The organism is Pseudomonas sp. GD03842, from assembly GCF_029841165.1.
Taxonomy (GTDB): Bacteria; Pseudomonadota; Gammaproteobacteria; order Pseudomonadales; family Pseudomonadaceae; genus Aquipseudomonas.
This window is the reverse complement of record NZ_JAOCEA010000015.1, coordinates 106,614-132,567: the sequence shown is the minus strand read 5'-3', so window position 1 is coordinate 132,567 and position 25,954 is coordinate 106,614. Positions and strand designations below refer to the sequence as shown.

Genomic DNA, 25,954 nt, shown 5'->3' with positions numbered 1-25,954 from the left:
TGATGAAACGTTTTTGCGCTTGTTGCAGTTCCAAACGTTTGCGTTAACGCCGCTAGTTGCTCGCGAAGATTCGACGCTCGTCGCTTCGGTCCCCTTGAAATCCCCTGTCTCGACCCCACCTTCATGACAACCCGCCGTCCGGCCCTGTGCTGTCGGGTCCTTGGGGCGGCCCCCTATTCGTGTGGACTGATTGGAGTTTGATGACCATGAGTGTGGAAACTCAAAAGGAAACCCTGGGCTTCCAGACCGAGGTGAAGCAACTGCTGCACCTCATGATCCATTCGCTGTATTCGAACAAGGAAATTTTCCTCCGCGAGCTGATTTCCAACGCCTCTGACGCGGTGGACAAGCTGCGCTTCGAGGCGCTCTCCAAGCCCGAGTTGCTCGAGGGCGGCGCTGAGCTGAAGATCCGCGTGAGCTTCGACAAGGCCGCCAAGACCGTCACTCTGGAAGACAACGGCATCGGCATGAACCGCGATGACGTCATCACGCACCTGGGTACGATCGCTAAATCCGGTACCGCCGATTTCATGAAAAATCTCACGGGCGATCAGAAAAAGGATTCGCACCTGATCGGCCAGTTCGGTGTGGGGTTCTATTCAGCGTTCATCGTGGCCGACAAGGTCGACGTCTTCAGCCGTCGCGCCGGCACCGACGCAAGCGAAGGTGTTCACTGGTCGTCTCGGGGCGAGGGTGAGTTCGAGGTGGCGACGGTCGAGAAGGCCGAGCGCGGCACCCGCATCGTGCTGCACCTGAAGAGCGGTGAAGACGAGTTCGCCGACGGCTATCGCCTGCGTAACATCATCAAGAAATATTCTGACCACATCGCTTTGCCGATCGAGTTGCCCAAAGAGCAGGTTGCCGTTGAAGGCGAGCCTGAGCCCGCGCAAGAGTGGGAAACCGTCAACCGCGCAAGCGCCCTGTGGACCCGACCTCGTACCGAAGTGAAGGATGAGGAGTACCAGGAGTTCTACAAGCACATCGCCCATGACTTCGAAAACCCGCTGAGCTGGAGCCACAACAAGGTCGAGGGCAAGCTGGAGTACAACTCGCTGTTGTATGTACCGGCGCGTGCACCGTTCGACCTGTACCAGCGCGAAGCGCCACGGGGCTTGAAGCTGTATGTGCAGCGTGTGTTCGTCATGGACCAGGCCGAGTCGTTCCTGCCGTTGTACCTGCGTTTCATCAAGGGCGTTGTGGATTCCAACGATCTGTCGTTGAACGTTTCCCGCGAGATCCTGCAAAAGGACCCGATCATCGATTCGATGAAGTCGGCCCTGACCAAGCGTGTGCTGGACATGCTGGAGAAACTGGCCAAGAACCAGCCGGAGGACTACAAAGGCTTCTGGAAAAACTTCGGTCAAGTCATGAAGGAAGGTCCGGCCGAAGATTTCGCCAACAAGGAAAAGATCGCCGGGCTGCTGCGCTTCGCCTCGACCTCCGACGACAGCGGCGAACAGAGCGTTGCGCTGGCCGATTATCTCGGCCGCGCCAAGGAAGGTCAGGACAAGATCTACTACCTCACCGGTGAAAGCTACGCGCAGGTCAAGAACAGTCCGCACCTGGAAGTCTTCCGCAAGAAGGGCATCGAAGTGTTGCTGCTGACCGATCGTATCGACGAATGGTTGATGAGCTACCTCAGCGACTTTGACGGCAAAGGCTTCGTCGATGTGGCCCGCGGTGACCTGGATCTCGGCAAGCTGGACTCGGAAGAGGACAAGAAGGCCCAGGAAGAAATTGCCAAGGACAAAGAGGGTTTGATCGAGCGCCTGAAGACTGCACTGGGCGACGCCGTCAGCGAAGTGCGTGTTTCCCATCGCCTGACCGATTCGCCTGCGATTCTGGCCATTGGTGAGCAGGATCTGGGCCTGCAGATGCGTCAGATCTTGGAAGCCAGCGGGCAAAAGGTTCCGGATTCCAAGCCCATCTTCGAATTCAACCCGACGCATCCGCTCATCGACAAACTGGACAACGAACAGAGCGAAGACCGCTTCGGCGAGCTGTCGCACATCCTGTTCGATCAGGCGGCGCTGGCTGCGGGCGACAGCTTGAAGGATCCGGCCGCTTACGTGCGCCGTTTGAACAAGTTGTTGGTCGAGCTTTCGGCTTAACATTGAAACCCGCCAAAACCCGCTTCGGCGGGTTTTGTCATTTGATCTAGCCATTTTCAGTAGCAGGAGTCAGCAATGAACGACGTGACCGTGCAGTCCTTGGTGTACGCGATTGATGGGCAACACTACGAAAGCCGGCTGGTGTTCAGTCCAGGCGCGAAAGCCTTGCCCGGCTTGGTGATGGCGCCCAACTGGATGGGGGTCAGCGAAGACGCTGAGGAAATTGCCAAGCAAGTGGCCAGTAAAGGCTACGTGGTGCTGTTGGCGGACTTGTATGGGCAGAACGTACGCCCCACCAACGCCGATCAAGCCATGGCCGCCATGCTGCCTTTGAAAAATGATCGTGGGCTGCTGAACAAGCGTATGCGTACCGCCCTCGATCAGCTCACCACGCAGTCGGTGGCGGCCGTCGATACCGGTCGCCTGGCGACATTCGGCTTCTGCTTTGGCGGCTGCTGTGCCCTGGAGTTGGCCCGCACCGGCGCGCCGTTGAAGGCTGCGGTGTCGTTCCATGGCACGCTGGATACCACCCACCCGGCGGATGCGAAGAACATCCAGGGCAAGGTACTGGTGCTGCACGGTGCGTCCGACCCGTTGGTGCCAAAGGAACAATTGCCGGCGTTCGAAGCGGAAATGAACGCAGCGAAGGTCGACTGGCAACTGCTGAGCTACGGCGGGGCGTTTCATTCCTTCACCGACCCACATGCCAACAACCCGGGGGTGCAGATGTATAACCCAACCGTTTCCAAGCGTGCTTTCACCGCGATGCATAACCTGCTGGATGAAGTCTTCGCCCATTGAGAGGCGCCCGCTGTAGCGGCGTCCTACCGCCGCCGTAGCGGCACGGCTCGCCAACGGTGGCACCCTGAAGGTCGCTGCCATCGGCGAGCGGTGCGGCTGCAGGGTCCCCGTCGTTGCCGTCAGCTCATCTGCGAGCGGGCGGCAGTTCGATCCGTTCGATTTCTCCGGGCACCGTCGGCCAGTCACCCACCGCCCATTTGGCCCTTGCCTGATCGATGAGCGCCTGATCACTGGCAACGAAGTTCCAGTTCATCCGCCGCGGGCCGTCCAGTGGCGCGCCACCGATGAGTACCGCGTGGGATTCTTCATTGGCACACAAGACGGGCTCCGCGTCTGCTTCCAGCACCACCAGAGTTCGAAGGGGAACCGGTTCGCCATCCAGTGCCATGTCGCCGTCGATTACGTACAGAGCGCGCTGCTCATGCTCGGTCGGAATCAGCAAAGTGGTGGCGGCTTGCATCTTCAGTTCGGCGTAGAGCGTCGGCGACAACACCGGGACGGGAGAGGCGAGGCAAAAACCGGTGCCCGCGATCATGCGCAGGGTAATGCCCATAGCGTCGCTCACCGGCAAACTGCTAGCGGGGTGGTGGCTGTAGTGACCGGCCCCTTGCTCATGGGCCTTTGGGGATGCCAGCCAGACCTGCAAGCCGTGCAAGCGAGACCCGCTCTGCAGCAGGTCGGGCGGGGTGCGTTCGATATGGGCAATGGCGCTGCCCGCCGTCATCCAGCTGACATCGCCTGGCTTGACGCGTTGATCGCTGCCGAGGCTGTCCTTGTGCTGGATTTCGCCTTCGAACAGGTAGGTCAAGGTCGACAGCCCGATATGGGGATGCTGACGGATGTCCATTCCGCTTTCTGGCGCGTATGTGGTTTTCAGCATGTGGTCGAAAAACACGAAGGGTCCGACGCTGCGGCATTGGGCGCTCGGCAGGGGACGCAGGATCGGCTGCCCTTCGACGTCTTCGGCGCGGGGTTTTATGGTCAGCATTTCATGGCTCTCGTGGGACGTATGTGCAGCATACAAGGCACAGGAACATCCGTCTGGTCCGCGTGTGCTCAGGCTGCGCGCCACTCATCGCGTGGGAAGTCGAATGGTTGCGCCATCTGCCGATGGAGGCGCACATCAGTCCACGTCGCTGCTCGCCCTTGAGTCGTCAATGGGGATCACCGGGGCAGTGGTCAGGGCAATAAAAAAGGCGCCTCGAAAGGCGCCTCGAAAGGCGCCTTCTTCATTGACGGGCCGCGCAGGGGGCGACAATCACTTGCCGGTCCAGCGCTTCATCACCAAGGTCGCATTGGTGCCGCCGAAGCCGAAGCTGTTGCTCATGACCAGGTTGATGTCCGCATTTTCGCGGGTCTTGGTCAGGATCGGCAGGTCAGCCACTTCGGGGTCCAGTTCGTCGATGTTCGCCGAACCGGCCATGAAGTTGCCTTCCATCATCAGCATGCAGTAGATCGCTTCGTGAACGCCTGCGGCGCCCAGGGAGTGACCCGACAGGCTCTTGGTGGAGCTGATGGCCGGTGCGTTGGCACCGAACACTTCACGCACGCCTTTCATCTCCGCGACGTCGCCGACCGGGGTCGAGGTGCCGTGGGTGTTCAGGTAGTCGATGGTGCCGTCGACGGTAGACAGTGCCTGCTGCATGCAGCGGATGGCGCCTTCGCCGCTTGGCGCGACCATGTCGTAACCGTCGGAGGTCGCACCGTAGCCGACCAGCTCGGCGTAGATCTTGGCGCCACGGGCCAAAGCGTGCTCCAGTTCTTCGACGACGACCATTCCGCCACCGCCTGCAATCACGAAACCGTCACGGTCGGCATCGTAGGCGCGAGACGCCTTCTCAGGGGTCTCGTTGCGCTTGCTGGACAACGCGCCCATGGCGTCGAACAGGAACGACTGGCTCCAATGCTCCTCTTCACCGCCACCGGCGAAGACGATGTCCTGCTTGCCCATCTGAATCTGTTCCATCGCCGTCCCGATGCAGTGTGCACTGGTGGCGCAAGCCGAGGCGATGGAGTAGTTCAGGCCTTTGATCTTGAACGGCGTCGCCAAGCAGGCCGACACGGTGCTGCTCATGGTGCGGGTCACGCGGTAAGGGCCGACGCGCTTCACGCCTTTTTCGCGCAGGATGTCCAGCGCTTCCATCTGGTTCAGGGTCGAAGCACCGCCCGACCCGGCGATGAGGCCGGTGCGTACGTTGGACACCTGGTCTTCGGTCAGGCCGGAATCCTTGACCGCCTGCTCCATCGCCAGGTAGGCATAGGCAGCGGCATGGCCGACGAAGCGATAGACCTTGCGATCGATCAGTTCTTCCAGGTTCAGGTCGATGGAGCCGGACACCTGGCTGCGCAGGCCCATTTCCTTGTATTCCGGGTTGAAGCGGATGCCCGGGCGGCTCTTACGCAGGTTTTCGGAGACGGTCTCTTTGTCATTGCCCAAGCAGGAAACAATGCCCAGACCGGTGATAACGACACGGCGCATGCGAATACCCTTAGAAATCGTCAGTGGAGGTGAAGACGCCGACGCGAAGGCCTTCGGCGGTGTAGATTTCGCGACCGTCCACGGCCACGGAACCGTCGGCGATGGCCAGGTTCAGCTTGCCTTTGAGGACGCGCTTGATGTGGATGTTGTAGGTGACCTTTTTCGCGGTCGGGAGGACCTGGCCGAAGAATTTCACTTCGCCCGAGCCCAGCGCACGGCCGCGGCCCGGCAGACCTTGCCAGCCCAGATAGAAACCGACCAGTTGCCACATGGCGTCGAGGCCCAGGCAGCCCGGCATCACCGGATCGCCTTCGAAGTGACAGCCGAAGAACCACAGGTCTGGAGTGATATCCAGTTCGGCGACCAATTCACCTTTGCCGAACTTGCCGCCTTCCTGGCTGATGTGGGTAATGCGGTCCATCATCAGCATGTTGGGGGCGGGCAGTTGCGCGTTACCCGGGCCGAACAGCTCGCCGCGGCTACAGCGCAGCAAGTCTTCCCGGGTAAAGGCGTTTTGTTTGGTCATGCGAGCTCCTCGATAATCCTGTGCGGCTGGGTGTGGCTTATGTTTGACCCAATCTGGCCAGCGGGTTTCCCCGGCGCTGGCAGCCTACCCATAGACTATTGCGTTGTAGTGAAAGTCACAGCACAAGTGAAATGAATGTACACCTGTACACTGAAATCGTCCGTCCGCGCGGCTGCACGGGTCGATCACGGCACACAAGACTGCCGCAATTTATCATTTATCGCCAGTCGCAGATGCCTTAATGGTCAGCCAGCGCTGCAAAACCTGCTGTAAATCAGTGCGTTTGAAGGGTTTGGCCAGGTAATCGTTCATTCCCGCCTGCAGACACAGATCCCGATCGCCATGCCGGGCGTTGGCCGTGAGCGCAATGATGGGCAGGCTCTCCAGTCCTGGCAGTGCCCGGATCCGGCGTGTCGCTTCATAGCCGTCCATGACCGGCAAACGGCAATCCATCAGAATCAGCGCATACTTTTCCTTGCTGGCCATGCTGACTGCCTGTGCCCCGTCACCGGCCACGCTGACCTGCAACCCCAGGCTACGCAACATCGCCTCGACCACGGTGCGGTTGACGGGGTTGTCTTCGACCAGCAGAACGCTGCTGTTGCCTTCTTGCGGCAGCTCGCCCACTGCACCTGGCGGAGGGGAAGGGTCTTCTTGAGCCACGCGCAGCAGCGGAATTCGCAGCGTGAACACCGAACCGATGCCCTCGCTGCTCTGTGCCTGCAACGAGCCGCCCATGCGTTCGGCCAGGTTTCGGGCGATGGGCAGCCCAAGTCCCGTCCCTCCGTAACGTCTTGAAATGGAATTGTCCGCCTGTTGAAACGCGTCGAACATCGATTCAAGCAACTGCGCCGAGATACCGATGCCGCTGTCCCGCACGGCGCAAGTGAAGAGGACATGTTGACTGTCCGTCTGCTGCCAGGCGGTTTCGACCCTCACGCTGCCGAATTCGGTGAATTTCAACGCGTTGCCGATGAGGTTGACCAGTATCTGTCTGATCCGGGTCGGATCGCCTTTGACGCGCAGCAGATTCATGCCTGGAGGCAAATCCAGCTCCAGCGCCAGACCGCGCTGTTGCGCGTTGTGGGCAAACGCCTGAACGGACGTGGCGATCAGGTCCGCCAGGTTGAAGGAGATATTCTCCAACTCGAGGGCATCCCGTTCGAACCGGGAGAAGTCCAGAATATCGTTGATCACGCGCAACAGATGCTCGGTGGACTCGGTGGCCAGTGCCGCGTACTCGGCCTGCTCCTCGGTCATTCGAGTCGTTTCCATGAGCTGGAGCATTCCCAGCACGCCGTTCATCGGGGTGCGCAACTCATGGCTCATCATCGCCAGAAATTCCGACTTCGCATTGTTCGCGCGCTCGGCTTCCTCACGGGTCCTGATCAGTTCGTCCATGGCTTTTTTCTGCTCGCGGCTGGCTTTCTCCAGGCCCAGCGCGAGGTTGTTGATGTGGCGCGCCAGGTCACCCAGCTCGGCGTCGTCCGCAACGGGTAGGGGTACGGTGTAATCGCCATGCTGAATGGCTTTGACAGCATCGCTCATGGCACTGATGGGTTGGGACAGGCTCAGGGACAAGCGGCGCGCCAGGATGTAGGTAAACAGAAGCGCGAACAGGGCGAGAATGCCGGCCTTGAGCAGAATCTCCTGCTCCCTGATGTTGAACGCGTCACTGGACATGCCGACCAAGACGCGGCCCAGGTAATCTTCGACCGGGACGCTGGTGAGGTCATCGAGTTCATCCGCCGGCTTGACCCGTTGCAGGCGTATAGGCGCCTGGAACACCTCCAATTGGCGTGAGTGCGTGGAGTCGGTCGCCTGCTCGACATGGACCAGTACCTTGCCCGTGCTGTCCTGAACCTCAAGAAAGCGCACATGCGGCGTGCTCATGGTGGCCTTCATCAGGCTCTCCAGCACGTCCTCGTTGCCCACGATGACGCCGTATTCGGAGGCAGGTGCCAGCTGGTTGGCAATCAATTGCCCCGTGTGGGTCAGTTCCTGACGCAGGTCCTGAATGCGCACCACGGTAAAAAAGCTGATCAGCAACAGGGTCAACAGCAAGGCCGGACCGAGGCTGAGGATTTGCGTGCGGGTGCTGATGTTCCAGCCGCGTTGCGCCGTCAAAGCCGGACTCCCGAGGTCAAGGGTGTCTCACAGGTCATCGTGGGTACGATTCTCATTGAAAGCGCTCTTACGATAGCTCATCGGCGGCGGGGTGGAATTTTCACTCGGAGCGCGCATCTTAACCGAGCCGTCGGGATTTTCCTCGTGAAGAGTAGGGTGCTTGCTATCTGATCCGTGGGGTCGTGTTTTGCCGCTGGTGGCGAGCCCGGCGCTCCGTATAATGCTGCCATCGCCAGTTTCGATGGCTCTAGATGGATGGTTTTATGACCCAACAGCAACCGATCGCCGTTTTGGGTGGTGGCAGTTTCGGCACCGCCGTGGCCAACCTGCTGGCCGGCAATGGCCACCGGGTCCTGCAGTGGATGCGCGACCCCGAGCAGGCCGAGGCGATTCGCGTGAACCGCGAGAATCCGCGTTACCTCAAGGGCATCAAGGTGCTCGAGGCCGTCGAGCCGGTGACTGATCTGCAGAGCGTTCTGAGCCAGAGTCAACTGATCTTCGTTGCGCTGCCGTCCAGTGCGCTGCGCAGCGTGTTGACCCCCCATGTCCAGCGGTTGACCGGCAAGATGCTGGTCAGCCTGACCAAGGGCATCGAAGCCCAGACGTTCAAGCTGATGAGCGAGATTCTCGAAGACATCGCCCCGAATGCTCGCATCGGGGTGCTGTCCGGGCCGAATCTGGCCCGTGAGATTGCCGAACACGCGCTGACCGCAACGGTGGTGGCCAGTGAAGACGAAGCATTGTGCCAGGCGGTCCAGGCCGCGCTGCATGGCCGCACTTTCAGGGTCTACGCCAGCGCCGACCGATTTGGTGTCGAGCTCGGCGGCGCGCTGAAGAACGTTTACGCCATCATTGCGGGCATGGCGGTGGCGCTGGGGATGGGGGAGAACACCAAGAGCATGCTGATTACCCGCGCCCTGGCTGAAATGACCCGCTTCGCCGTCAGTCAGGGCGCCAACCCCATGACCTTTCTCGGCCTTGCGGGCGTCGGCGATCTGATCGTGACCTGCTCGTCGCCCAAGAGCCGCAATTACCAGGTTGGCTTCGCTTTGGGCCAAGGGCTCTCGCTGGACGAAGCAGTGACCCGGCTGGGCGAAGTCGCCGAGGGCGTCAATACGCTCAAGGTGCTCAAGGCCAAAGCCCAGGAGCTTCAGGTGTATATGCCCTTGGTGGCAGGGCTGCATGCGATTCTTTTCGAAGGCCGGACGCTGGAGCAGGTCATCGAGTTGTTGATGCGCGCCGAGCCCAAAACCGACGTCGACTTCATTTCGACCGGCGATTTCAACTGATCCCTCTCTTCTCTGGAGAAGCCCGTGAACGAATCGAAATTCAAGCAGCACGAATCGATCCTCCTGCGCATCGTGTGGATGCTGGTCTTTGTGGTGGTGTGGGAGGTGGCGGTGATCGTGCTGGGGGTGGTGGTGCTGGTGCAACTGGCGTACCGACTGTTCTACGGCGCGCCAAGCCTGAGCCTGATGTCGTTCGGCGACAGCCTGAGCCAGTTCATGGCTCAAATCGGCCGGTTTGGCACGTTCCATACCGATCAGAAGCCCTGGCCGTTCGCCGACTGGCCGACTCCACGCCCACCGGAAGGCGAAGCACCGCACACCGTGCCTGCCGCAACGCACCCGGTGAGTGACGAGGAACCCAAGCTATGAAAGTGTGGATTCTGCGCCATGGGGAGGCGCAGTACCGGGCCCGTACCGACGCCGAACGGGAGCTGACCGCCAACGGCTGCCAGGAGGTGCTCGCCAGCGCGGCGCATCTGCTCGGCGAGCCCTTGCGCTGGATCATTGCCAGCCCCTATGTCAGGGCGCAGCAGACTGCCGAACGCGTCCGTCAGGCCCTGGGGTTCGCGGATGCCGTGGTCACCGTGCCCTGGCTCACACCGGACAGCGATCCGCGCCAGGCGCTGGACAACCTGGACCTGTACGCACCGGACAATGTACTGCTGGTCAGCCATCAGCCGCTGGTGGGCTCGTTGATCAGTCTGGCCGTGCATGGCCATGTGCAGCAGCCTGCCGGGATGCACACCGCAAGCCTTGCCGAACTGGAAGCCGACTTTCCGCTGGCGGGGGCGATGAACCTGATCGGTGTGCGGCATCCGGGGTGATGCGCCTCGGCCCGGCAGATGATGTTCTTCTGTGGGAGCCGTTCAACAGTGGACCATTCAATAAAAAGGAAACCCCATGAGCCTATGGCACGACACCCCCGATCTCGACGCACTCAACGCCATGCAGAAAAACACCATTGGTGAGCTGCTGGATATCCGTTTCGAGGCGTTTGACGACCAGTCCCTCACTGCCAGCATGGTGGTCGACCACCGGACACACCAACCCTATGGCCTGCTGCACGGCGGGGCGTCGGTAGTGCTGGCGGAGACCGTCGGCTCGTCCGCCAGCTACCTGGTCATCGACCCCGCCAAGTACTTCTGCGTCGGGCTCGAAATCAACGCCAACCACCTGCGCGGTCTGCGCACGGGTCGGGTTACGGCCGTAGCGCATCCGGTGCATATCGGCCGCACGACTCACGTCTGGGATATCCGCCTGACCAGCGATGAGGGCAAGGCCAGTTGTATTTCACGATTGACCGTGGCGGTCGTGCCTTTGGGTGAACAGCCCCCTGCACGTTAAAACTCCCGCTGTGACCGGAGTGTCATCCCCGATGGCAGTTCCGGTCATTGCCGCTGTGTCAGGCTCACGCCCACAATTGCAGCCTGATCACGGTCTCTGGATGTGCTGGCATGACTCAACACGTGTTTTTCGCCCACGCGAATGGCTTCCCGTCGGCCACCTACGGCAAGTTGTTCGCGGCGCTGGGAGATGAGTTCGAGGTCACCCATCTTGCGCAGCATGCCCATGATCCACGGTTTCCGGTCAGTGATAACTGGCCGAATTTGGTGGACGAGTTGATTCACCACCTTCGTGAACAACCGTACCCCGTGTGGGGAGTCGGCCACTCGCTGGGCGGCGTGCTTCATTACCACGCCGCGTTGCGGCATCCGGAACTGTACCGTGGGGTGGTGATGCTCGATTCGCCGGTGCTGACCCGCTTCGATCAATGGATGATCCGCGCGGCCAAGCGTTTCGGTTTCATTGACCGCATCACCCCGGCAGGCCGGACGCTGGGCCGTCGTGAGGTATTCAGCGATCTGGACGCTGCCCGGCATTACTTTTCCGGGAAGACGCTGTTCCGTCGCTTCGACCCCGAATGTTTCGAAGCCTATCTGTTGCACGGTTTGCAACCGGACGGTGAGCAACTGCGCCTGCGTTTCGACCCGGCCACGGAAATCAGCATTTACCGCAGCGTCCCGCACACCAGCCCTGGCGTTGCTCGCCACCTTCGCGTCCCGTTGGCGATGGTCCGGGGGGAGCGCAGCGATGTGGTCCGGCGTCATCATGCGTTGCCCGTCAAACGTATGCGCGGGGGAGTGTACCTTTCGGTACCTGGCGGGCATATGTTCCCGCTGGAACATCCCGAAGACACCGCGAAGATGCTCAAAGTCCTGTTTTCCCGTTGGGCCGCGCTCGAACCTGCCGCTGCGCAGGTCCCACCCCAGCGGCGAGTGGGCGCATGAGCTGTGCGGTCGAAGAAATACGTTTGAGCCTGCCCCATATCGAGCTGGCCGCTCATCTGTTCGGCCCGCAGGACGGTCAGCCGGTCATTGCCTTGCACGGCTGGCTGGACAACGCGAACAGCTTCGCTCGCCTTGCGCCGAAGCTCAAAGGTCTTCGCCTGTTGGCGCTGGACATGGCCGGGCACGGGCATTCGGACCATCGGCCAGCAGGGGCGGGCTACGGGCTGCCCGATTATGCCCACGACGTACTGCACGTGGCGCAGCAGATGGGCTGGGAGAGCTTCTCGCTGATGGGGCACTCGCTGGGCGCCATCGTTTCGGTGATTCTCGCCGGGTCGGTGCCGGACCGCATCGAACGTTTGGCGCTCATCGATGGCCTGATGCCTCTTCTTGGCGAGCCCGAAACAGCCGCCGAGCGCATGGGAGCTGCGCTGGCGGCGCAACTGGCTCAATCCGGCAAGCGCAAACCGGTGTATGCGCAGATGGATCAGGCGATCGAGGCCCGAATGAAGGGAAGGGTAGCGGTGAGTCGCGAGGCCGCCGAGCTTCTTGCCCAACGGGGCCTGATGCCCGTGCCGGGCGGTTACACCTGGCGCAGCGACAGTCGACTGACTTTGCCATCGGCGATGCGCATGACTCGGGTCCAGGCGCTTTCCTTCGTCCATGCCATTCGTTGTCCTGTGCACCTGGTCGTCGCCGATTCGGGCATGCTGGCGCAGAACACGTCATTGCTGGGCAGCTTGCCGTTCAGCGTGACTGTCCTGCCGGGCGGCCATCATCTGCATTTGAATGACGAGGCGGGTGCGGCCTCTGTTGCAGACTGTTTCAATCGGTTCTTCACCGTTCCTTGACTTGAGCAGCGCAACTGCCGAGGCTGAGCGGGTTGAAACAGGAGACTGCCCGATGGACCACCGCTCACACCTGCTCTGCTGCCCCGGACTGCGCCCCCTTCCCGTCCTGCTGTCCCCTTCGATGACGCGCCCATGAGGGCGTCCAAGCGTTTTGCGTGCTCGCTTGGCTGGCTGCTGGGCTTGGCTGGCTACGTCACGACCGGTCTGGCGGCGGATGTCGCCGGCAGTCAGGATTTTCCCAATCTTCCGCGCCCCGCCGACGCCGAAATCGTCGACTACAAACCTGCCACGAGCCAGGAACGGATCTTCCCTCTGGGCTCGATTCGCAAGATCAGTGGCCAATTGCGCTTCGATGGCCAGGTGGTTTCCCGAGGCACCAGCCGTTCCGTGACCTATCAATTACCGCCGGAGCGTTCCGCCGACGAGGCGTTCACGGCCGCCCGCGAAGCCTTTCAGCAACAGGGCGCGCAACTGTTGTTCTGGTGCCAGGCACGTGATTGCGGTGAAAGCAGTCTGTGGGCCAATGAGGTATTCGGCAACGCCCGGCTGTACGGTGCCGACAATGGACAGGCCTATTTGCTGCTGCGTATGGCGCCGGGCAGTGACACGCTGGTGGCGCTCTACAGCATCACCCGTGGCAATCGCAGGGCCATGTTGCACGTCGAGGAGTTTCAGGCCGATGCGCCCTTGGGTGAGTTGCTGCCCACGTCGGCGACCCTTCTGCGTGAGCTGAAAAGCTCCGGGGATCTTGACCTTTCCATGCTCAAGGGCGAACCCAGAGAGCCTTGGATAACCCTGCTGTCGAGGGGCTTGAACCTGGACAGTGCACTGCGGGTGATCCTTTCCGGACCGACGAGCGAGGCATGGCGGCAGGCGTTGATCGACAAAGGCGTCCGGGCTGCGCGGCTGGAATCCGGGAACAAGCCCACCCAGGGACTGGTGGTCGAGCTCATCCGTTGAGCACGCGGCAGTGCGGTGCGTCTCGGGGAGTTCGATGAGCCTGCGGTCGGAATAAGGCGCGCGGTGATGTTCGCCGTTATGCTTCCGGTTCCTGTTTCCATTTGTACGGAATGATTCATGCTCAATAACGATCGCCTGTTGGTCCAGATCCTGCTGCTGGCGCTGCTTGGCGCCTGTCTGTGGGTCATGGCGCCGTTTTGGTCGGCCCTGTTCTGGGGAGCCGTGCTGGCCTATGCCAGTTGGCCATTGATGCGTTTGTTGACGCGATGGTTCAACGGTCGAGAATCGCTGGCAGCAGGCATTCTGACCCTGGGCTGGATGTTGCTGGTGGCCGCACCGCTGGTCTGGCTCGGGTTCAACCTGGCCGATCACGTCCGTGATGCCACGGCCTTCATCCGCGATGTACAGGTGGACGGCTTGCCGGATCCGCCCGTCTGGCTGGGCAGCCTGCCGTTCGTAGGCGAGCGACTGGTGGGTTACTGGAACACCATCGACCAGCAGGGCGCCGCGATGCTGGCCAGTCTCAAGCCCTATCTGGGTCAGATGGGTAATTGGCTGCTGGCGCGCAGCGCGCAAATCGGCAGCGGCATGCTCGAACTGACGCTGAGTATCGTTTTCGTGTTTTTCTTCTACCGCGATGGGCCTCGCCTGGAGGCGTTCGTGCTGAGCCTGTTGGAGCGCCTGATCGGCGACCGGGCGCAGTATTACCTCGATCTGGTGGCCGGCACGGTGCAGCGCGTCGTGAACGGAGTGATCGGCACGGCAGCAGCCCAGGCGATTCTGGCCCTGATCGGCTTTCTGATTGCAGGCGTGCCGGGTGCGCTGGTGCTCGGGATCGGAACCTTCCTGTTGAGCCTGGTGCCAATGGGGCCGCCACTGATCTGGATCCCTGCCACGGCGTGGTTGGCGTGGAGGGGCGAATACGGCATGGCAGTGTTCCTCGGGTTGTGGGGCACGTTCATCGTGAGCGGGGTCGATAACGTGCTCAAGCCCTACCTGATCAGCCGGGGCGGCAACCTGCCGCTGGTGATCGTGCTGCTGGGGGTGTTCGGTGGCTTGCTGGCGTTCGGCTTCATTGGCCTGTTCATTGGTCCGACCTTGCTGGCGGTGGCCTACAGTCTGTTGCTGGATTGGGCCGGCGACAGCCGTGCCCGACAATTGCCCAAGTAAAGCCCCCGATCCCCCCTGAATTGGACTGTCGGCAATTAATTTTTACGCTTTCTTTATGCGAGGCCTCCGTCCCCGATCTCGTTCCTTTACACCGCTCATGAAGACAATTCCCACACGGTAATCGCCGTATGACGGAGAGTTTTTCATGAGCGTTCTGGATGGGGTGTCTCTGCTGCTGGCAGCAGGATTGTTCGTGTACTTGCTGGTGGCGCTGCTGCGTGCTGGCCGGGTCGAGGAATGACGGCCATGCACGGTTACGACTACCTGCTGTTACTCGCATTCTTCGCCTTGGTGCTGGTGCCCGCGCCGCTGCTGGGGCGTTTCTTTTATAAGGTGATGGAGGGCCAGCGTACCTGGCTGAGTCCGGCGATGGGGCCGGTCGAGCGCATCTGCTATCGATTGTCGGGGGTCGACCCCAGCGTCGAACAAAACTGGAAGACCTACACCTTGGCCTTGCTGGCGTTCAACCTGGCAGGGTTTGCCGTGTTGTTCGCCATTCTGCTGTTTCAGGGCGCGCTGCCGTTGAACCCGCAAGGCCTTCCCGGGATGGAGTGGTCGCTGGCGTTCAATACGGCGATGAGCTTCGTGACCAACACCAACTGGCAAAGCTACAGCGGTGAGGCCTCGCTGAGCTACCTGAGCCAGATGGCTGGGCTGACGGTGCAGAACTTCGTCAGCGCCGCGACTGGCATCGCCGTGCTGGTCGCGTTCTGTCGCGGCATCGGGCGCCGCTCGACTCAGCATCTGGGTAATTTCTGGGCCGACATGACACGCGCCACGCTCTATGGCCTGCTGCCGCTGTGCCTGGTGTTGGCGCTGTTTCTGGTGTGGCAAGGTGTGCCCCAGACGTTTGCTCATTACGTGGACGCGGTCACCCTGCAAGGCGCCGACCAGACGATCCCCCTCGGCCCGGCCGCCAGCCAGATCGCAATCAAACAATTGGGAACCAACGGCGGCGGCTTCTTCGGCGTCAACTCGGCGCACCCGTTCGAGAACCCTAGCGCTTGGAGCAACCTGTTCGAGCTGGTGTCGATCATCCTGATTCCGGTGGCGTTGGTGTTCACCTTCGGTCACTACGTCAAGGACATGCGCCAGAGCCGCGCCATTATCGCCTGCATGCTCGTGCTGTTCCTGATCGGCGGCGCGGTCGCGCTGTGGGCCGAGTACCAACCGAACCCGGCATTGAACATCGCGGGTGTCGAGCAGACGGCGCCCATGGAAGGCAAGGAGACGCGCTTCGGCACGACCGCCACCGTGCTTTGGGCGACGACCACCACCGCGGCATCCAACGGCTCGGTCAACGGCATGCACGACAGCCTCAACCCGCTGTCTGGAATGATTGCCCTGGCCAACATGATGGTGGGCGAGGTGATTTTCGGTGGCGTCGGCGCGGGCCTTTACGGGATGTTGCTGAATGTCCTGATCGCGGTCTTCCTCGCCGGGCTGATGATCGGACGCACGCCGGAATACCTGGGCAAGAAGCTGCAAGCCCGTGAGGTGAAACTGCTGGTCGCGACCCTGATCGTGATGCCGGTCGGCGTGTTGGTGTTCGGTGCACTGGCGGCTTCGTTGCCCGGTCCTGCCGGCGCGGTGAGCAACCCCGGCGCCCACGGTTTCAGCCAGTTGCTTTACACCTACACCTCGGCCACGGCGAACAACGGCTCGGCGTTCGGTGGATTCAGCGCCAACATCCTGTTTCACAACCTGATGCTGAGCCTGGCGATGTTCATCGGTCGCTTCGGCTACATCCTGCCCGTGCTGGCACTGGCCGGCAGCCTGGCCGCGAAAAAGACCGCGCCCCTTGGCCTCAACAGTTTCCCGACCCATGGCCCGCTGTTCGTCACCCTGCTGACGGTGACCATCTTGCTGGTGGGCGGCCTGACGTTCCTGCCGACGCTGGCACTGGGCCCCATTGCCGAACACCTGAGCCTGGGCTTCTGAGGATCGAATCATGAATATGCGTGCTACTGTCCCAAACGCTGCTGCACCGAAACACCCTGAACCGGCGGCCGACTCGGTAAAGACTGGTTTCGCCGAGCTGTGGCGGCCGGCGTTGGTCCAGGCGTTCGTCAAACTCGACCCCCGTCAGTTGCAGCGGGCACCGGTCATGCTAGTGGTGGAGCTGACGGCGATTCTGACCACGCTGCTCTGCCTGATTCCCAACCCTGCCGTGCCGACGTTCGTGGCGGTGCAGATTGCGCTGTGGTTGTGGTTCACCGTGTTGTTCGCCAACTTCGCCGAAGCCTTGGCGGAGGGACGCGGCAAGGCCCGGGCCGACAGCCTGAAAGCTGGAACCGAAGGCCTCAAAGCTCGTTTGCAGGGGGCCACCGGGGCCTTTATCACGGTCAATGCCAGCACATTGCGCAAGGGCGACGTGGTGCGGGTCGAGGCGGGCGAGCTGATTCCCGGCGACGGTGAGGTGATCGCCGGCATCGCCGCGGTCAACGAAGCGGCGATCACCGGTGAATCCGCTCCCGTGATTCGTGAATCTGGCGGCGATCGCTCGGCGGTGACCGGCAACACTCGGCTGGTCTCGGACTGGTTGCTGGTGCGCATCAGCAGCAACCCCGGCGAATCGACCCTCGACCGCATGATTGCGTTGGTGGAAGGCGCCAAGCGTCAGAAAACCCCCAACGAAGTGGCGTTGGACATCCTCCTGATCGGTTTGACCCTGATTTTTCTGCTGGTGGTGGTGACGCTTCAGCCGTTCGCTCATTTCGCGGGGGGCAACCTGCCACTGGTGTTTCTGGTGGCGTTGCTGGTCACGCTGATCCCGACCACCATCGGCGGCCTGTTGTCGGCAATTGGCATTGCCGGGATGGACCGTCTGGTCCGCCTGAACGTCATCGCCAAGTCCGGCCGTGCCGTGGAGGCCGCCGGCGACGTGCATGTGCTGCTGCTGGACAAGACCGGCACCATCACCTTCGGCAACCGTCGTTGTGCCGCGGTGTATGCAGCGCCGGGTGTCAGTGGCAAGGAGCTGAGCGAGGGAACGCTGCTGGCTTCACTGGCGGATGACACCGCCGAAGGCAAATCCATCGTTGAGTACCTGCGCGCGCTGCATCCCATGAGCGAGCCTGCGCCGGATCAATTGACGGCAGTGCCTTTCAGCGCCGAGACGCGGTTGTCCGGCGTGGACTATCAGGGCCGGTTGTACCGCAAAGGGGCGGTCGATTCCCTGCTGGCCTTCATCGGTCGTGACCGTTCGGAACTGCCAGCGCCCCTGGCACGCGAGATCGACAAAATCGCCAAAACCGGTGGTACGCCGCTGCTGGTGTCGGTCGATCAGACCTTGCTCGGCGTGGTTCACCTCAAGGACGTGGTCAAGCCGGGCATCCGCGAGCGCTTCGACGAGTTGCGCAAATTGGGCATCCGTACGGTGATGGTCACCGGGGATAACCCCCTGACCGCTGCTGCCATTGCCGCCGAAGCGGGTGTCGACGACGTGCTGGCCGAAGCCACGCCGGAAAAGAAACTGGAGCGCATTCGTCAAGAGCAGAACGATGGCCGTCTGGTCGCGATGTGCGGCGACGGCGCCAACGATGCGCCGGCCCTGGCCCAGGCGGACGTGGGCATGGCGATGAACGATGGCACGCAGGCGGCGCGGGAGGCGGCCAACATGGTCGACCTGGACAGCGACCCGACCAAGCTGCTGGACGTCGTCCAGATCGGCAAGGAGTTGCTGGTGACCCGTGGCGCGCTGACCACCTTTTCGATCGCCAACGACGTGGCCAAATACTTCGCGATCCTGCCTGCGTTGTTCGCGGCCATCTACCCGCAGCTTGGTGTGCTCAACATCATGCGCCTGGCCAGCCCGCAGAGCGCGATCCTCTCGGCCATTGTCTTCAACGCCTTGATCATCGTGGTGCTGATTCCACTGGCACTGCGGGGTGTGCGGGTACAGGCGGCGAGTGCCGCGCACCTGCTGCGCCGCAACCTGCTGATTTACGGGCTGGGCGGGATTGTCGTGCCGTTTCTCGGGATCAAGGTCATCGACCTGTTGTTGACCGCCCTGCACCTGGTTTAGCCGCGTGTCGTGGTGTCGTGAGTGCGGCGGGCGGTGACCGTCCGCCGCCACTGAAATGAATTGAGGAATGAATGATGTCGACTATAGTGCGTCCCGCCGTCAGCCTGATCGTGTTGATGACCTTGATCACCGGCGGGGTTTATCCGCTGGTGTTGACAGGCGTCGCGCAGGCGGTGTTTCCGGAACAGGCCAACGGCAGTCTGGTGTATGACGATCAGGAAAAGGTCCGGGGGTCGGAATTGATTGCGCAGAATTTTACGGGCGAAGAATGGTTTCACCCACGCCCCTCGGCGGGGGCGTTCGCGACGGTGGCCAGCGGCGCGAGCAACCTGGCGCCGAGTAACCCCGCACTGGCGACGCGCATCGGCGACGATGCGGCCAAAGAGCGGGTCGAAGGGCAGGGACCGGTGCCGCTGAACCTGCTGACGACATCGGGCAGCGGCCTGGACCCTCATCTTTCGCCTGCGGCGGCTGACTACCAGGTGAGCCGTGTCGCCAGCGCCCGGCATCTGCCACGGGCAACCGTGCAGAAACTGGTGGTGGAAAACACCTACAGCCCGCTGATCGGCCCGCCGGTAGTCAATGTGCTGGCGTTGAACCAGGGTTTGAGTGAGTTGCGGCCCCAGGCAGAATGACAGCCTGAACCTGTAGGAGCGCGCTTGCCCGCGATAGCGTCGGGTCAGGCAAAAACGGGGGTTAAACAGATGGCTATCGCGGGCAAGCGCGCTCCTACAACGGTTGTGATGACCTGTTATTGATGCATTGGATGAGCCATTTTTTTAGGGGATCTTTGTGAATTCAGACACCCGCGCCGATGCCTTGCTGGCCTCTCTTCCCCGCGGCGACCGTGGCCGTCTGAAAGTCTTTCTTGGCGCTGCGCCGGGGGTCGGCAAGACGTTCGCCATGCTCCAGGCCGCTCACGCGCAACTGCGCCAGGGCGTTTCACTTCTGGTGGGCGTGGTGGAAACCCACGGTCGCGCAGAGACCGAGGCCTTGCTCGTCGGCTTGCCACAGCTGCCCATGCTGCGCTGCGAATACCGTGGCGTCATGTTGGAAGAAATGGACCTTGACGGCCTGCTTGCGGCCAGGCCCAAACTGGCGCTGGTGGACGAGCTGGCCCACAGCAACGCGCCGGGCAGTCGCCACGCCAAGCGCTGGCAGGACATTCAGGAACTGCTGTCGGCGGGCATCGACGTCTACACCACCGTCAACGTACAGCACCTGGAAAGCCTCAATGACCAGGTGCGTGGCATCACGGGTGTGCAAGTGCGGGAAACCCTGCCGGACTGGGTGCTGCAAGAAGCCTACGAGCTGGTGCTGATCGACCTGCCGCCCCGCGAACTGCTGGAGCGCCTGCGCGACGGCAAGGTCTATGTGCCCGAACAGGCGAGGGCCGCCATCGACGCCTTCTTTACCCAGACCAACCTGACCGCATTGCGTGAATTGGCCATGCAGACGGCGGCCGCGCAGGTCGATAACGATTTGGCACTGGGCTACCGTCAACTGGGTCAAGCCGCCCCGGCAGTGCGCGGGCGCCTGTTGGTGGGCGTGGACGGGGATGCGCAGGCCGAGCGGCTGGTGCGCCACGCCAGCCGTGTTGCGCAGCGCCGGCATTTGCCCTGGAGCCTGGTGCACGTCGATAACGGCCGATTCTTCGATGAACTCGCCCGTAGTCGCTTGCAGAACGCCCAGCAACTTGCCGAGCGGTTGGGGGGCGAAGTCGTGGTGCTGCGGGCGCCGGAAGTGGCCAGGACGTTGATCCAGCATGCCACTGAGCGCCGGGCCAGCCTGGTGTTGGTGGGGCAGTCTCGGCCGCTGTTGCGCCGTCGTGTGTTCGGTGGGGGGCTGGCCGCGCGTCTGTTGCGCAACGCTCATGGGCTAGAGATCAACGTGCTCGACAGTGAAGCTCGGCCCGATCAACCGCGCTCTATCACCCCGCGCTCGTTGCGCTGGTTCGATTACCTGCTGGCGGTGTTGGCAACGGTCGGGGCCAGTGCGTTGGCATGGGCGGTGTCCAGCGTGCTGGCATTGCCCAACATCTCATTGGTGTTTCTGGCTGCAGTCCTGCTGGTGGCCGTGCGCAGCAGTGTGGGGCCGGCAATGGTTTGCTCGGTGCTTTCATTCCTGGCGTACGACTTTCTGTTCATCCCGCCTAATTTCTCATTCAGCATTCAGCGCGAAGAGGACGTGCTGACGCTGTTGTTCTTCCTCATGATGGCGGCATTGACGGGTAACCTCGCGGCCCGCCAGCGTCGGCAGTTGCAGGCGTTGCGTGATACGCAAGAGGAGACCAGCGAGTTGCTCGACCTGTCGAAACGCCTGACCGCTGCGACGGACCGGCAAGCCGTGCTCAGCGCCGCCGAACATCATTTGGCTGGGTGGAGCGAGTTGCAGGTGTGCATCCTCGATCATGACGCCGCGCAGGGCTGGACCGTCGAAACGGGCGGGCCGCTGGAGTTTGCCGAGTTTGAACGGGCCGCCGCCGATTGGGCCTGGCAGCACGGACAACCAGCGGGTAAAGGCACCGGTACCCTGCCGTCCGGGAGCTGGTGGTGGCTGCCGTTGTGGGTCGACGACGCGCCTTTGGCACTGCTCGGCGTCAGGCCGCGTCAAGGGGAGGATTTCACCGCTCAGCGCCGACGCCTGCTGATCGCCCTCAGCCAGCCGTTGGGCCAGGCACTGGCCCGCGCTCGTCTGGCCGAGGACCTCGAAGCGGCGCGTTTGCATGGCGAAACCGAACAATTGCGCAGCGCGCTGCTGGCCTCGGTGTCCCACGACCTGCGCACGCCGTTGACGGCCATGCGCGGCAGCATCGACAGCCTGCTGGCATTGGGCGAGGCCATCCCGCAGGAGGATCGGCGCGAACTGTTGGAGGGGACCCGCGATGAGGCCGAGCGGCTGGACCGTTATATCCAGAACCTCTTGGACATGACGCGTCTGGGGCACGGTGCGCTGAAACTGGCGCGTGACTGGGTTTCACCGGGGGACATCGTCGGCAGTGCGCTCACACGGCTGCGGGCGGTGCTGGCGCCCTTGCGGGTCAGCACGGACCTGCCTGCGGAGTTGCCGCTGCTTTATGTCCACGCTGCGCTGATCGAACAGGCGTTGATCAACGTGGTGGAAAACGCCGCGCGGTTTTCGCCGCAACACGGGCGTTTGCAGGTGGACGTTCGGTTGGCCGCGGAGGAACTGGTGTTTGCGGTCAGCGATGAAGGCCCCGGCATTCCGGAGGCTGAGCGCGCGAAGATCTTCGACATGTTCTACACCGCGGCACGGGGCGACCGTGGCGGGCAAGGCACCGGTCTGGGCTTGGCCATCTGTCAGGGCATGGTCGGCGCCCACGGTGGCCGGATCAGCGTGGGAGAGGGCATCGACGGGCGCGGTACCTGCATCGCTCTGCACCTGCCTCTGCAGGCCCAGCCCCAGGCTGAATCGGAGCAAGCGCTGTGAGCCTGCTTTGCGGTAGGCTGGCTTTTCAAATTGGCCCCCTGCGTCAGCGCGCGTTTTGCCAACAGGCCGTGCGGCTGCGCGAGCCTCGGTTTTCAAGAACAGGATTTCCATGAGCCAGACCGCAACCCTTCTGGTGATCGACGATGAACCGCAGATCCGCAAATTCTTGCGAATCAGCCTCGCATCACAAGGCTACAAAGTATTGGAAGCCGGAACCGGCACTGAAGGCCTGAGCCAGGCCGCGCTGAACAAACCCGATTTGGTGGTGCTCGACCTTGGCCTGCCGGACATCGATGGCCAGGAGGTCTTGAGCCAGCTCCGCGAATGGTCGACGGTGCCGGTGCTGGTGTTGTCGGTGCGCGCCAGCGAAGGCGAAAAGGTGCGTGCCCTGGATGCGGGGGCCAACGATTACGTTACCAAGCCCTTCGGCATTCAGGAGTTCCTGGCCAGGATCCGCGCGCTGTTACGCCAAGTGCCCGACGCGGAGCAGACCGAGTCGGCACTGGTCATCGGCGCGCTCACGGTGGACCTGGCTTACAGGCGTGTGTTGCTGGACGGCATGGAAGTCGCCCTGACCAAAAAAGAGTACGCCGTGCTGGCGCAGCTGGCGCGCCACCCCGGCCGCGTCATCACGCAGCAGCAATTGCTCAAGGAGATCTGGGGCCCGACCCATGTCGAGGACACCCATTACCTGCGGATCGTCGTCGGGCATTTGCGGCAGAAGCTGGCCGATGACCCGGCTGCGCCCCGTTTCATCTTGACTGAGGCCGGTGTGGGCTATCGGCTGGTGGCGCCCTGAACAGACGCCGCCTGGTGGCACATCGACCGATGAACGCTGGCCTCAAGGTTCACGCTCGTACCGATCCAGCGTATCCCGGGCGATCTCGCGGCCCAGGGCGATCAACTCGGGCGCTTTGTAGAATTCGAAGAACCGGCACACCCGTTTGGGCACGTTGATCAGGATGTCGGGTGGGTAGCCGGCGATCTTGTATTGCGCCAGCGACGTCTGCATCACTTCGAAGCTCTGGTTGATCAAGTCCAGCAGCGAGGCGGGGCCGACGTTATCGATGATCACCGCGCCGCTGGCAGATTTCGGTGCGCCCGCCTGGGTCGGGGCCGCAGCCGGTTGCTGGCCCTGCGGATCGGGGGATTCGGCTTGCAGCCACGGGTCGGGCAGGCTGGCCGCGGTGGCCTTCAGGCTGTCCTGTTCCAGACGCAACACGTCGCCCTGTGCCACTTCCAGCTTGCGACGGAACGGCAGGTGCGAACCGATAGAGCTGATCAGGCTGTCGAAGCGCTTTTTCACTGCCGGAGGGCGTTCGATGACCGGTAACTGATACTGCTTCTGGTTGGTCGAGTTGAGGTTCACCGCGACGATCAGATCGCAATGGCTGGACACCACCGGCACGATCGGCAAAGGGTTGAGGAGGCCGCCATCCACCAGGGTGCGATTGCCCTGGACCACCGGGGTGAACAGGCTTGGAATGGCCGCCGAGGCGCGCATCGCTGCATGCAGATTGCCCTCTTGAAACCAGATTTCCTGCTGATTGGTCAGGTCGGTGGCGACGGCCGTGTAGGGAATGCGCAAGTCTTCGATGTTTATGTCGCCGACGATCTCGCGTATATGCCCGAATACCTTTTCTCCGCGAATGGCGCCAAGCCGGAAGCTGACATCCACCAGGCGCAGGACGTCCAGATAATCGAGGCTCTCGATCCAGGTGCGGTATTGCGGCAGCTTGCCCGCGGCGTAGATCCCGCCAATCACCGCACCCATCGAGCAACCGGCGATACAGGCAATGTCATAGCCACGCCGCTCCAATTCCTCGATGACTCCAATGTGCGCGTAGCCCCGTGCGCCCCCGGACCCCAAGACCAGCGCGATTCTTTTTTTCATGCGCAACTCCCCCTTGCAGGGCTTCTACCCTACGCTCAAGACGGCCGCGATTCATCTGCCATGCGAGAATTTTCACCCGCGCTCCAGCCCGTCGCGAACGGCCTGCGCCAGCAGATCACAGGCCTGGCGCAGGTTGCCTGGCTGTCCGGAAATCACCTGCCAGATATCCATTCTCAACGAAAAGTCACTGACCTCGACCACCGACAACGCTTGGGCCAGCGGGCTGTCGTCCATGAAGTGCCGCGGAATCAGGCCCAGGCCGAGGCCCGAGGCGACCATGCGCATCTGAATGGCCGTGCCGTGGGTGTCGATACCCAACCTCAACCGCTTGCCCCTGGCCTCGATGGCCGCCACCAACGCATCGCGGTAGCCGCAGCCTGCAGGATTGAGCACCCATTCCCGTTCGGCGAGGCGCGCCAGGCAGGTCGAGGGTTCAGACAGCGGTTGGCGGCGGCTTTGCACCACCAGCACCTCAAAGCTCCCCAGCTTCTCGCCAGCGAATCCGCCGGGCAGGCGGCTGGGCGATGGGCGCATCAGCGCGGCGGCGTCGAACTCGCCTTGGGCGAGGCGCTTCTCCAACAAAAAGCTCCAGTCGGTGATGACCTGCAGCTCCAGGCCGGGAAACGCGGCTTTCATCCGCGACACGAGGTCGAATGCCGCGATGTCGGAAATGACCTGCGGCAGGCCAACGCGAAACGACCCGGAAGGGGCGCTTTCTTCGCGGGGAATCGCCAGTAACTGGTTGGCGTCGTGGAGCAGCGCGACGGCGCCTTGGTAAAGCCGTCGACCGATCGCCGAGGGCCGGGGTGGGCGTGTCGAGCGGTCGAACAATTCGACGCCCAGCGTCTGTTCCAGATGCTGAATCCGACGGGAAACCGCCGACTGCGTGAGGTTCAGGCGTTGAGCGGCATAGGTCAGCGACGCGCATTCGACGACCGCGACAAACGCTTTGAGGTCTGCAAATAGCATGCGTGATGCTCATGGAAACAGTGAGAATTATGCGCTTGATGCGCTTTGTTCGTGAGCTTAGGGTGGATGCCTGACGCTGGCAACCAGCCGCTGTCGCCTATCCTCCACAGAAGGAACGCCTCATGCCTCTCGTACGAATAGACGTTTCAGACCGCACATCGCCGGATACCCTGGCGAGTATCAGCGAAGTGATCTATGACGCCATGCGCAGCACCGCCAACGTGCCTGAGCACGATAAATTTCAGATCATCCAGCGGCACCCCGCCGATGAGCTTATCTACCCCGAAGCCGGGTATCTGGGAGTGACCTACACCCCAGGCATCGTCTTCATTCAGGTGACGTGGAACGAGGGCCGGACCACGGAGGTCAAGAAAGCCTTTTACGAGGCTGTCGCCCAAGGCATTCATGAGCGAACGGAGGTGCGACGAGAGGATGTATTCATCAATCTGGTCGAGACCAAGCGGGAGAACTGGTCTTTCGGCAATGGCCAGATGCAATACGCCTGAGGCGATCGGGGCGGGTCTGAAAATCGTTAGGCAGGGGTGGACAGTTATGGCACTTTTACATCGCCATACCGTCCAACCCGCATTATCGATTTCCACCTCTGAGGTAATACCCGATGAAAGCCTGGATTTGTCTGCCCTTGATCGCCCTCGCTCTTGCAGGCTGTGCCGGTAAAACTGCCTACCGCGACAGTTGCGCGACCAATCTGGACGCTGCCTGGCATGAGCTGGATCTGGCCAAGGCGGAAGGGTTTGCGGGGACAGTCAGCTATTCCAAGGCGCTGTCGCTGCTGACAGGCGCCAAGACCCAGCAGCAGTTCGAAGCGTTCGAAGGCTGCACCGAAAAAGCCGAAAAGGCGCGCTTTTATATTCGCGAATCCCGCGCAGGGCGTTGAGGCTGAGCGCACCGCATCCTGACCTCGCTGTAAACCGGCCCCGCGCCTGTGTAAGCACACGCATTCGTGGGGCGTCCGGCGCTTCGAATTCAGCGTCCACCTGCCTTTTATGGA

Annotated in this window: 24 protein-coding genes; 18 read left to right on the top strand and 6 right to left on the bottom strand. The window is 62.1% G+C overall.

Annotation, left to right across the window (positions count from 1 at the left end):
- Positions 1-206: 206 nt before the first annotated feature.
- Positions 207-2,111: a molecular chaperone HtpG gene (gene htpG / locus N5D61_RS20730; RefSeq protein ID WP_108238768.1), complete on the top strand. Its 1,905-nt coding sequence runs from the start codon at positions 207-209 to the stop codon at positions 2,109-2,111.
- Positions 2,112-2,186: 75 nt separating this feature from the next.
- Entirely contained in the window at positions 2,187-2,912 is a 726-nt protein-coding gene (locus N5D61_RS20725; RefSeq protein WP_279894048.1) for a dienelactone hydrolase family protein, read from the top strand.
- A 124-nt stretch (positions 2,913-3,036) separates the two neighbouring features.
- On the opposite strand, the gene N5D61_RS20720 is transcribed toward N5D61_RS20725, so the two are convergent.
- The 4 genes from N5D61_RS20720 to N5D61_RS20705 all read right to left on the bottom strand — a co-directional run bounded on the left by N5D61_RS20720 (position 3,037) and on the right by N5D61_RS20705 (position 8,044).
- Positions 3,037-3,900 carry a pirin family protein gene (locus tag N5D61_RS20720; protein ID WP_108238729.1) on the bottom strand — a complete coding sequence of 288 codons (864 nt, stop codon included), beginning with the start codon at positions 3,898-3,900 and terminating at the stop codon, positions 3,037-3,039.
- Positions 3,901-4,170: 270 nt separating this feature from the next.
- On the bottom strand, positions 4,171-5,391 hold the full coding sequence (fabB, locus tag N5D61_RS20715) for a beta-ketoacyl-ACP synthase I (protein WP_108238728.1): 1,221 nt from the start codon (positions 5,389-5,391) through the stop codon (positions 4,171-4,173).
- 10 nt (positions 5,392-5,401) lie between these two features.
- Positions 5,402-5,917 carry a 3-hydroxyacyl-[acyl-carrier-protein] dehydratase FabA gene (fabA, locus tag N5D61_RS20710; protein WP_108238727.1) on the bottom strand — a complete coding sequence of 172 codons (516 nt, stop codon included), beginning with the start codon at positions 5,915-5,917 and terminating at the stop codon, positions 5,402-5,404.
- 213 nt (positions 5,918-6,130) lie between these two features.
- Complete coding sequence (locus N5D61_RS20705; protein WP_279894047.1) at positions 6,131-8,044, bottom strand: response regulator; 1,914 nt, start codon at positions 8,042-8,044, stop codon at positions 6,131-6,133.
- Positions 8,045-8,307: 263 nt separating this feature from the next.
- Between N5D61_RS20705 and N5D61_RS20700 the strand changes: the two genes are divergently transcribed.
- The 14 genes from N5D61_RS20700 to N5D61_RS20635 all read left to right on the top strand — a co-directional run bounded on the left by N5D61_RS20700 (position 8,308) and on the right by N5D61_RS20635 (position 22,878).
- Positions 8,308-9,333: an NAD(P)H-dependent glycerol-3-phosphate dehydrogenase gene (locus N5D61_RS20700; RefSeq protein WP_108238725.1), complete on the top strand. Its 1,026-nt coding sequence runs from the start codon at positions 8,308-8,310 to the stop codon at positions 9,331-9,333.
- Positions 9,334-9,357: 24 nt separating this feature from the next.
- A complete protein-coding gene (locus N5D61_RS20695) occupies positions 9,358-9,702 on the top strand; it encodes a DUF4389 domain-containing protein (protein WP_279894046.1) in 345 nt (114 codons plus the stop codon).
- Positions 9,699-10,157, top strand: coding sequence for a phosphohistidine phosphatase SixA (gene sixA, locus N5D61_RS20690; RefSeq protein WP_279894045.1), 459 nt, complete (start codon positions 9,699-9,701; stop codon positions 10,155-10,157). The genes N5D61_RS20695 and sixA overlap by 4 nt, the downstream gene beginning before the upstream one ends.
- Before the next feature lie 76 nt (positions 10,158-10,233).
- Positions 10,234-10,677, top strand: coding sequence for a hotdog fold thioesterase (locus N5D61_RS20685; protein ID WP_279894044.1), 444 nt, complete (start codon positions 10,234-10,236; stop codon positions 10,675-10,677).
- Between the two features lie 110 nt (positions 10,678-10,787).
- Positions 10,788-11,621: an alpha/beta hydrolase gene (locus N5D61_RS20680; RefSeq protein ID WP_279894043.1), complete on the top strand. Its 834-nt coding sequence runs from the start codon at positions 10,788-10,790 to the stop codon at positions 11,619-11,621.
- On the top strand, positions 11,618-12,472 hold the full coding sequence (locus N5D61_RS20675; RefSeq protein ID WP_279894042.1) for an alpha/beta hydrolase: 855 nt from the start codon (positions 11,618-11,620) through the stop codon (positions 12,470-12,472). The genes N5D61_RS20680 and N5D61_RS20675 overlap by 4 nt, the downstream gene beginning before the upstream one ends.
- Positions 12,473-12,604: 132 nt before the next feature.
- Positions 12,605-13,432: a DUF4892 domain-containing protein gene (locus tag N5D61_RS20670; protein ID WP_279894041.1), complete on the top strand. Its 828-nt coding sequence runs from the start codon at positions 12,605-12,607 to the stop codon at positions 13,430-13,432.
- Between the two features lie 117 nt (positions 13,433-13,549).
- Positions 13,550-14,602: an AI-2E family transporter gene (locus tag N5D61_RS20665; protein ID WP_108238718.1), complete on the top strand. Its 1,053-nt coding sequence runs from the start codon at positions 13,550-13,552 to the stop codon at positions 14,600-14,602.
- Between the two features lie 145 nt (positions 14,603-14,747).
- Entirely contained in the window at positions 14,748-14,843 is a 96-nt protein-coding gene (gene kdpF / locus N5D61_RS20660; RefSeq protein WP_037009437.1) for a K(+)-transporting ATPase subunit F, read from the top strand.
- A gap of 5 nt (positions 14,844-14,848) precedes the next feature.
- Complete coding sequence (gene kdpA / locus N5D61_RS20655; protein ID WP_279894040.1) at positions 14,849-16,543, top strand: potassium-transporting ATPase subunit KdpA; 1,695 nt, start codon at positions 14,849-14,851, stop codon at positions 16,541-16,543.
- A gap of 10 nt (positions 16,544-16,553) precedes the next feature.
- A complete protein-coding gene (gene kdpB / locus N5D61_RS20650; RefSeq protein WP_279894039.1) occupies positions 16,554-18,629 on the top strand; it encodes a potassium-transporting ATPase subunit KdpB in 2,076 nt (691 codons plus the stop codon).
- Between the two features lie 74 nt (positions 18,630-18,703).
- The gene (kdpC, locus tag N5D61_RS20645) at positions 18,704-19,264 is read left to right on the top strand and encodes a potassium-transporting ATPase subunit KdpC (protein WP_279894038.1); all 561 of its coding nucleotides are present in this window, start codon (positions 18,704-18,706) and stop codon (positions 19,262-19,264) included.
- Positions 19,265-19,421: 157 nt separating this feature from the next.
- Positions 19,422-22,079 carry a sensor histidine kinase KdpD gene (locus N5D61_RS20640; protein ID WP_279894037.1) on the top strand — a complete coding sequence of 886 codons (2,658 nt, stop codon included), beginning with the start codon at positions 19,422-19,424 and terminating at the stop codon, positions 22,077-22,079.
- A gap of 109 nt (positions 22,080-22,188) precedes the next feature.
- Positions 22,189-22,878 carry a response regulator gene (locus tag N5D61_RS20635; protein ID WP_279894036.1) on the top strand — a complete coding sequence of 230 codons (690 nt, stop codon included), beginning with the start codon at positions 22,189-22,191 and terminating at the stop codon, positions 22,876-22,878.
- A gap of 42 nt (positions 22,879-22,920) precedes the next feature.
- Here N5D61_RS20635 and N5D61_RS20630 read toward each other — a convergent pair whose 3' ends face one another.
- Complete coding sequence (locus tag N5D61_RS20630; protein ID WP_279894035.1) at positions 22,921-23,973, bottom strand: patatin-like phospholipase family protein; 1,053 nt, start codon at positions 23,971-23,973, stop codon at positions 22,921-22,923.
- A 72-nt stretch (positions 23,974-24,045) separates the two neighbouring features.
- Entirely contained in the window at positions 24,046-24,942 is an 897-nt protein-coding gene (locus tag N5D61_RS20625; protein WP_279894034.1) for a LysR family transcriptional regulator, read from the bottom strand.
- Positions 24,943-25,064: 122 nt separating this feature from the next.
- Between N5D61_RS20625 and N5D61_RS20620 the strand changes: the two genes are divergently transcribed.
- Together N5D61_RS20620 and N5D61_RS20615 are read left to right on the top strand one after the other, a co-directional pair.
- Positions 25,065-25,448 (top strand): tautomerase family protein, encoded by a 384-nt coding sequence (locus tag N5D61_RS20620; protein WP_279894033.1) that lies wholly within the window; start codon positions 25,065-25,067, stop codon positions 25,446-25,448.
- 113 nt (positions 25,449-25,561) lie between these two features.
- Positions 25,562-25,840 (top strand): hypothetical protein, encoded by a 279-nt coding sequence (locus N5D61_RS20615; protein WP_279894032.1) that lies wholly within the window; start codon positions 25,562-25,564, stop codon positions 25,838-25,840.
- Positions 25,841-25,954 lie beyond the last annotated feature (114 nt).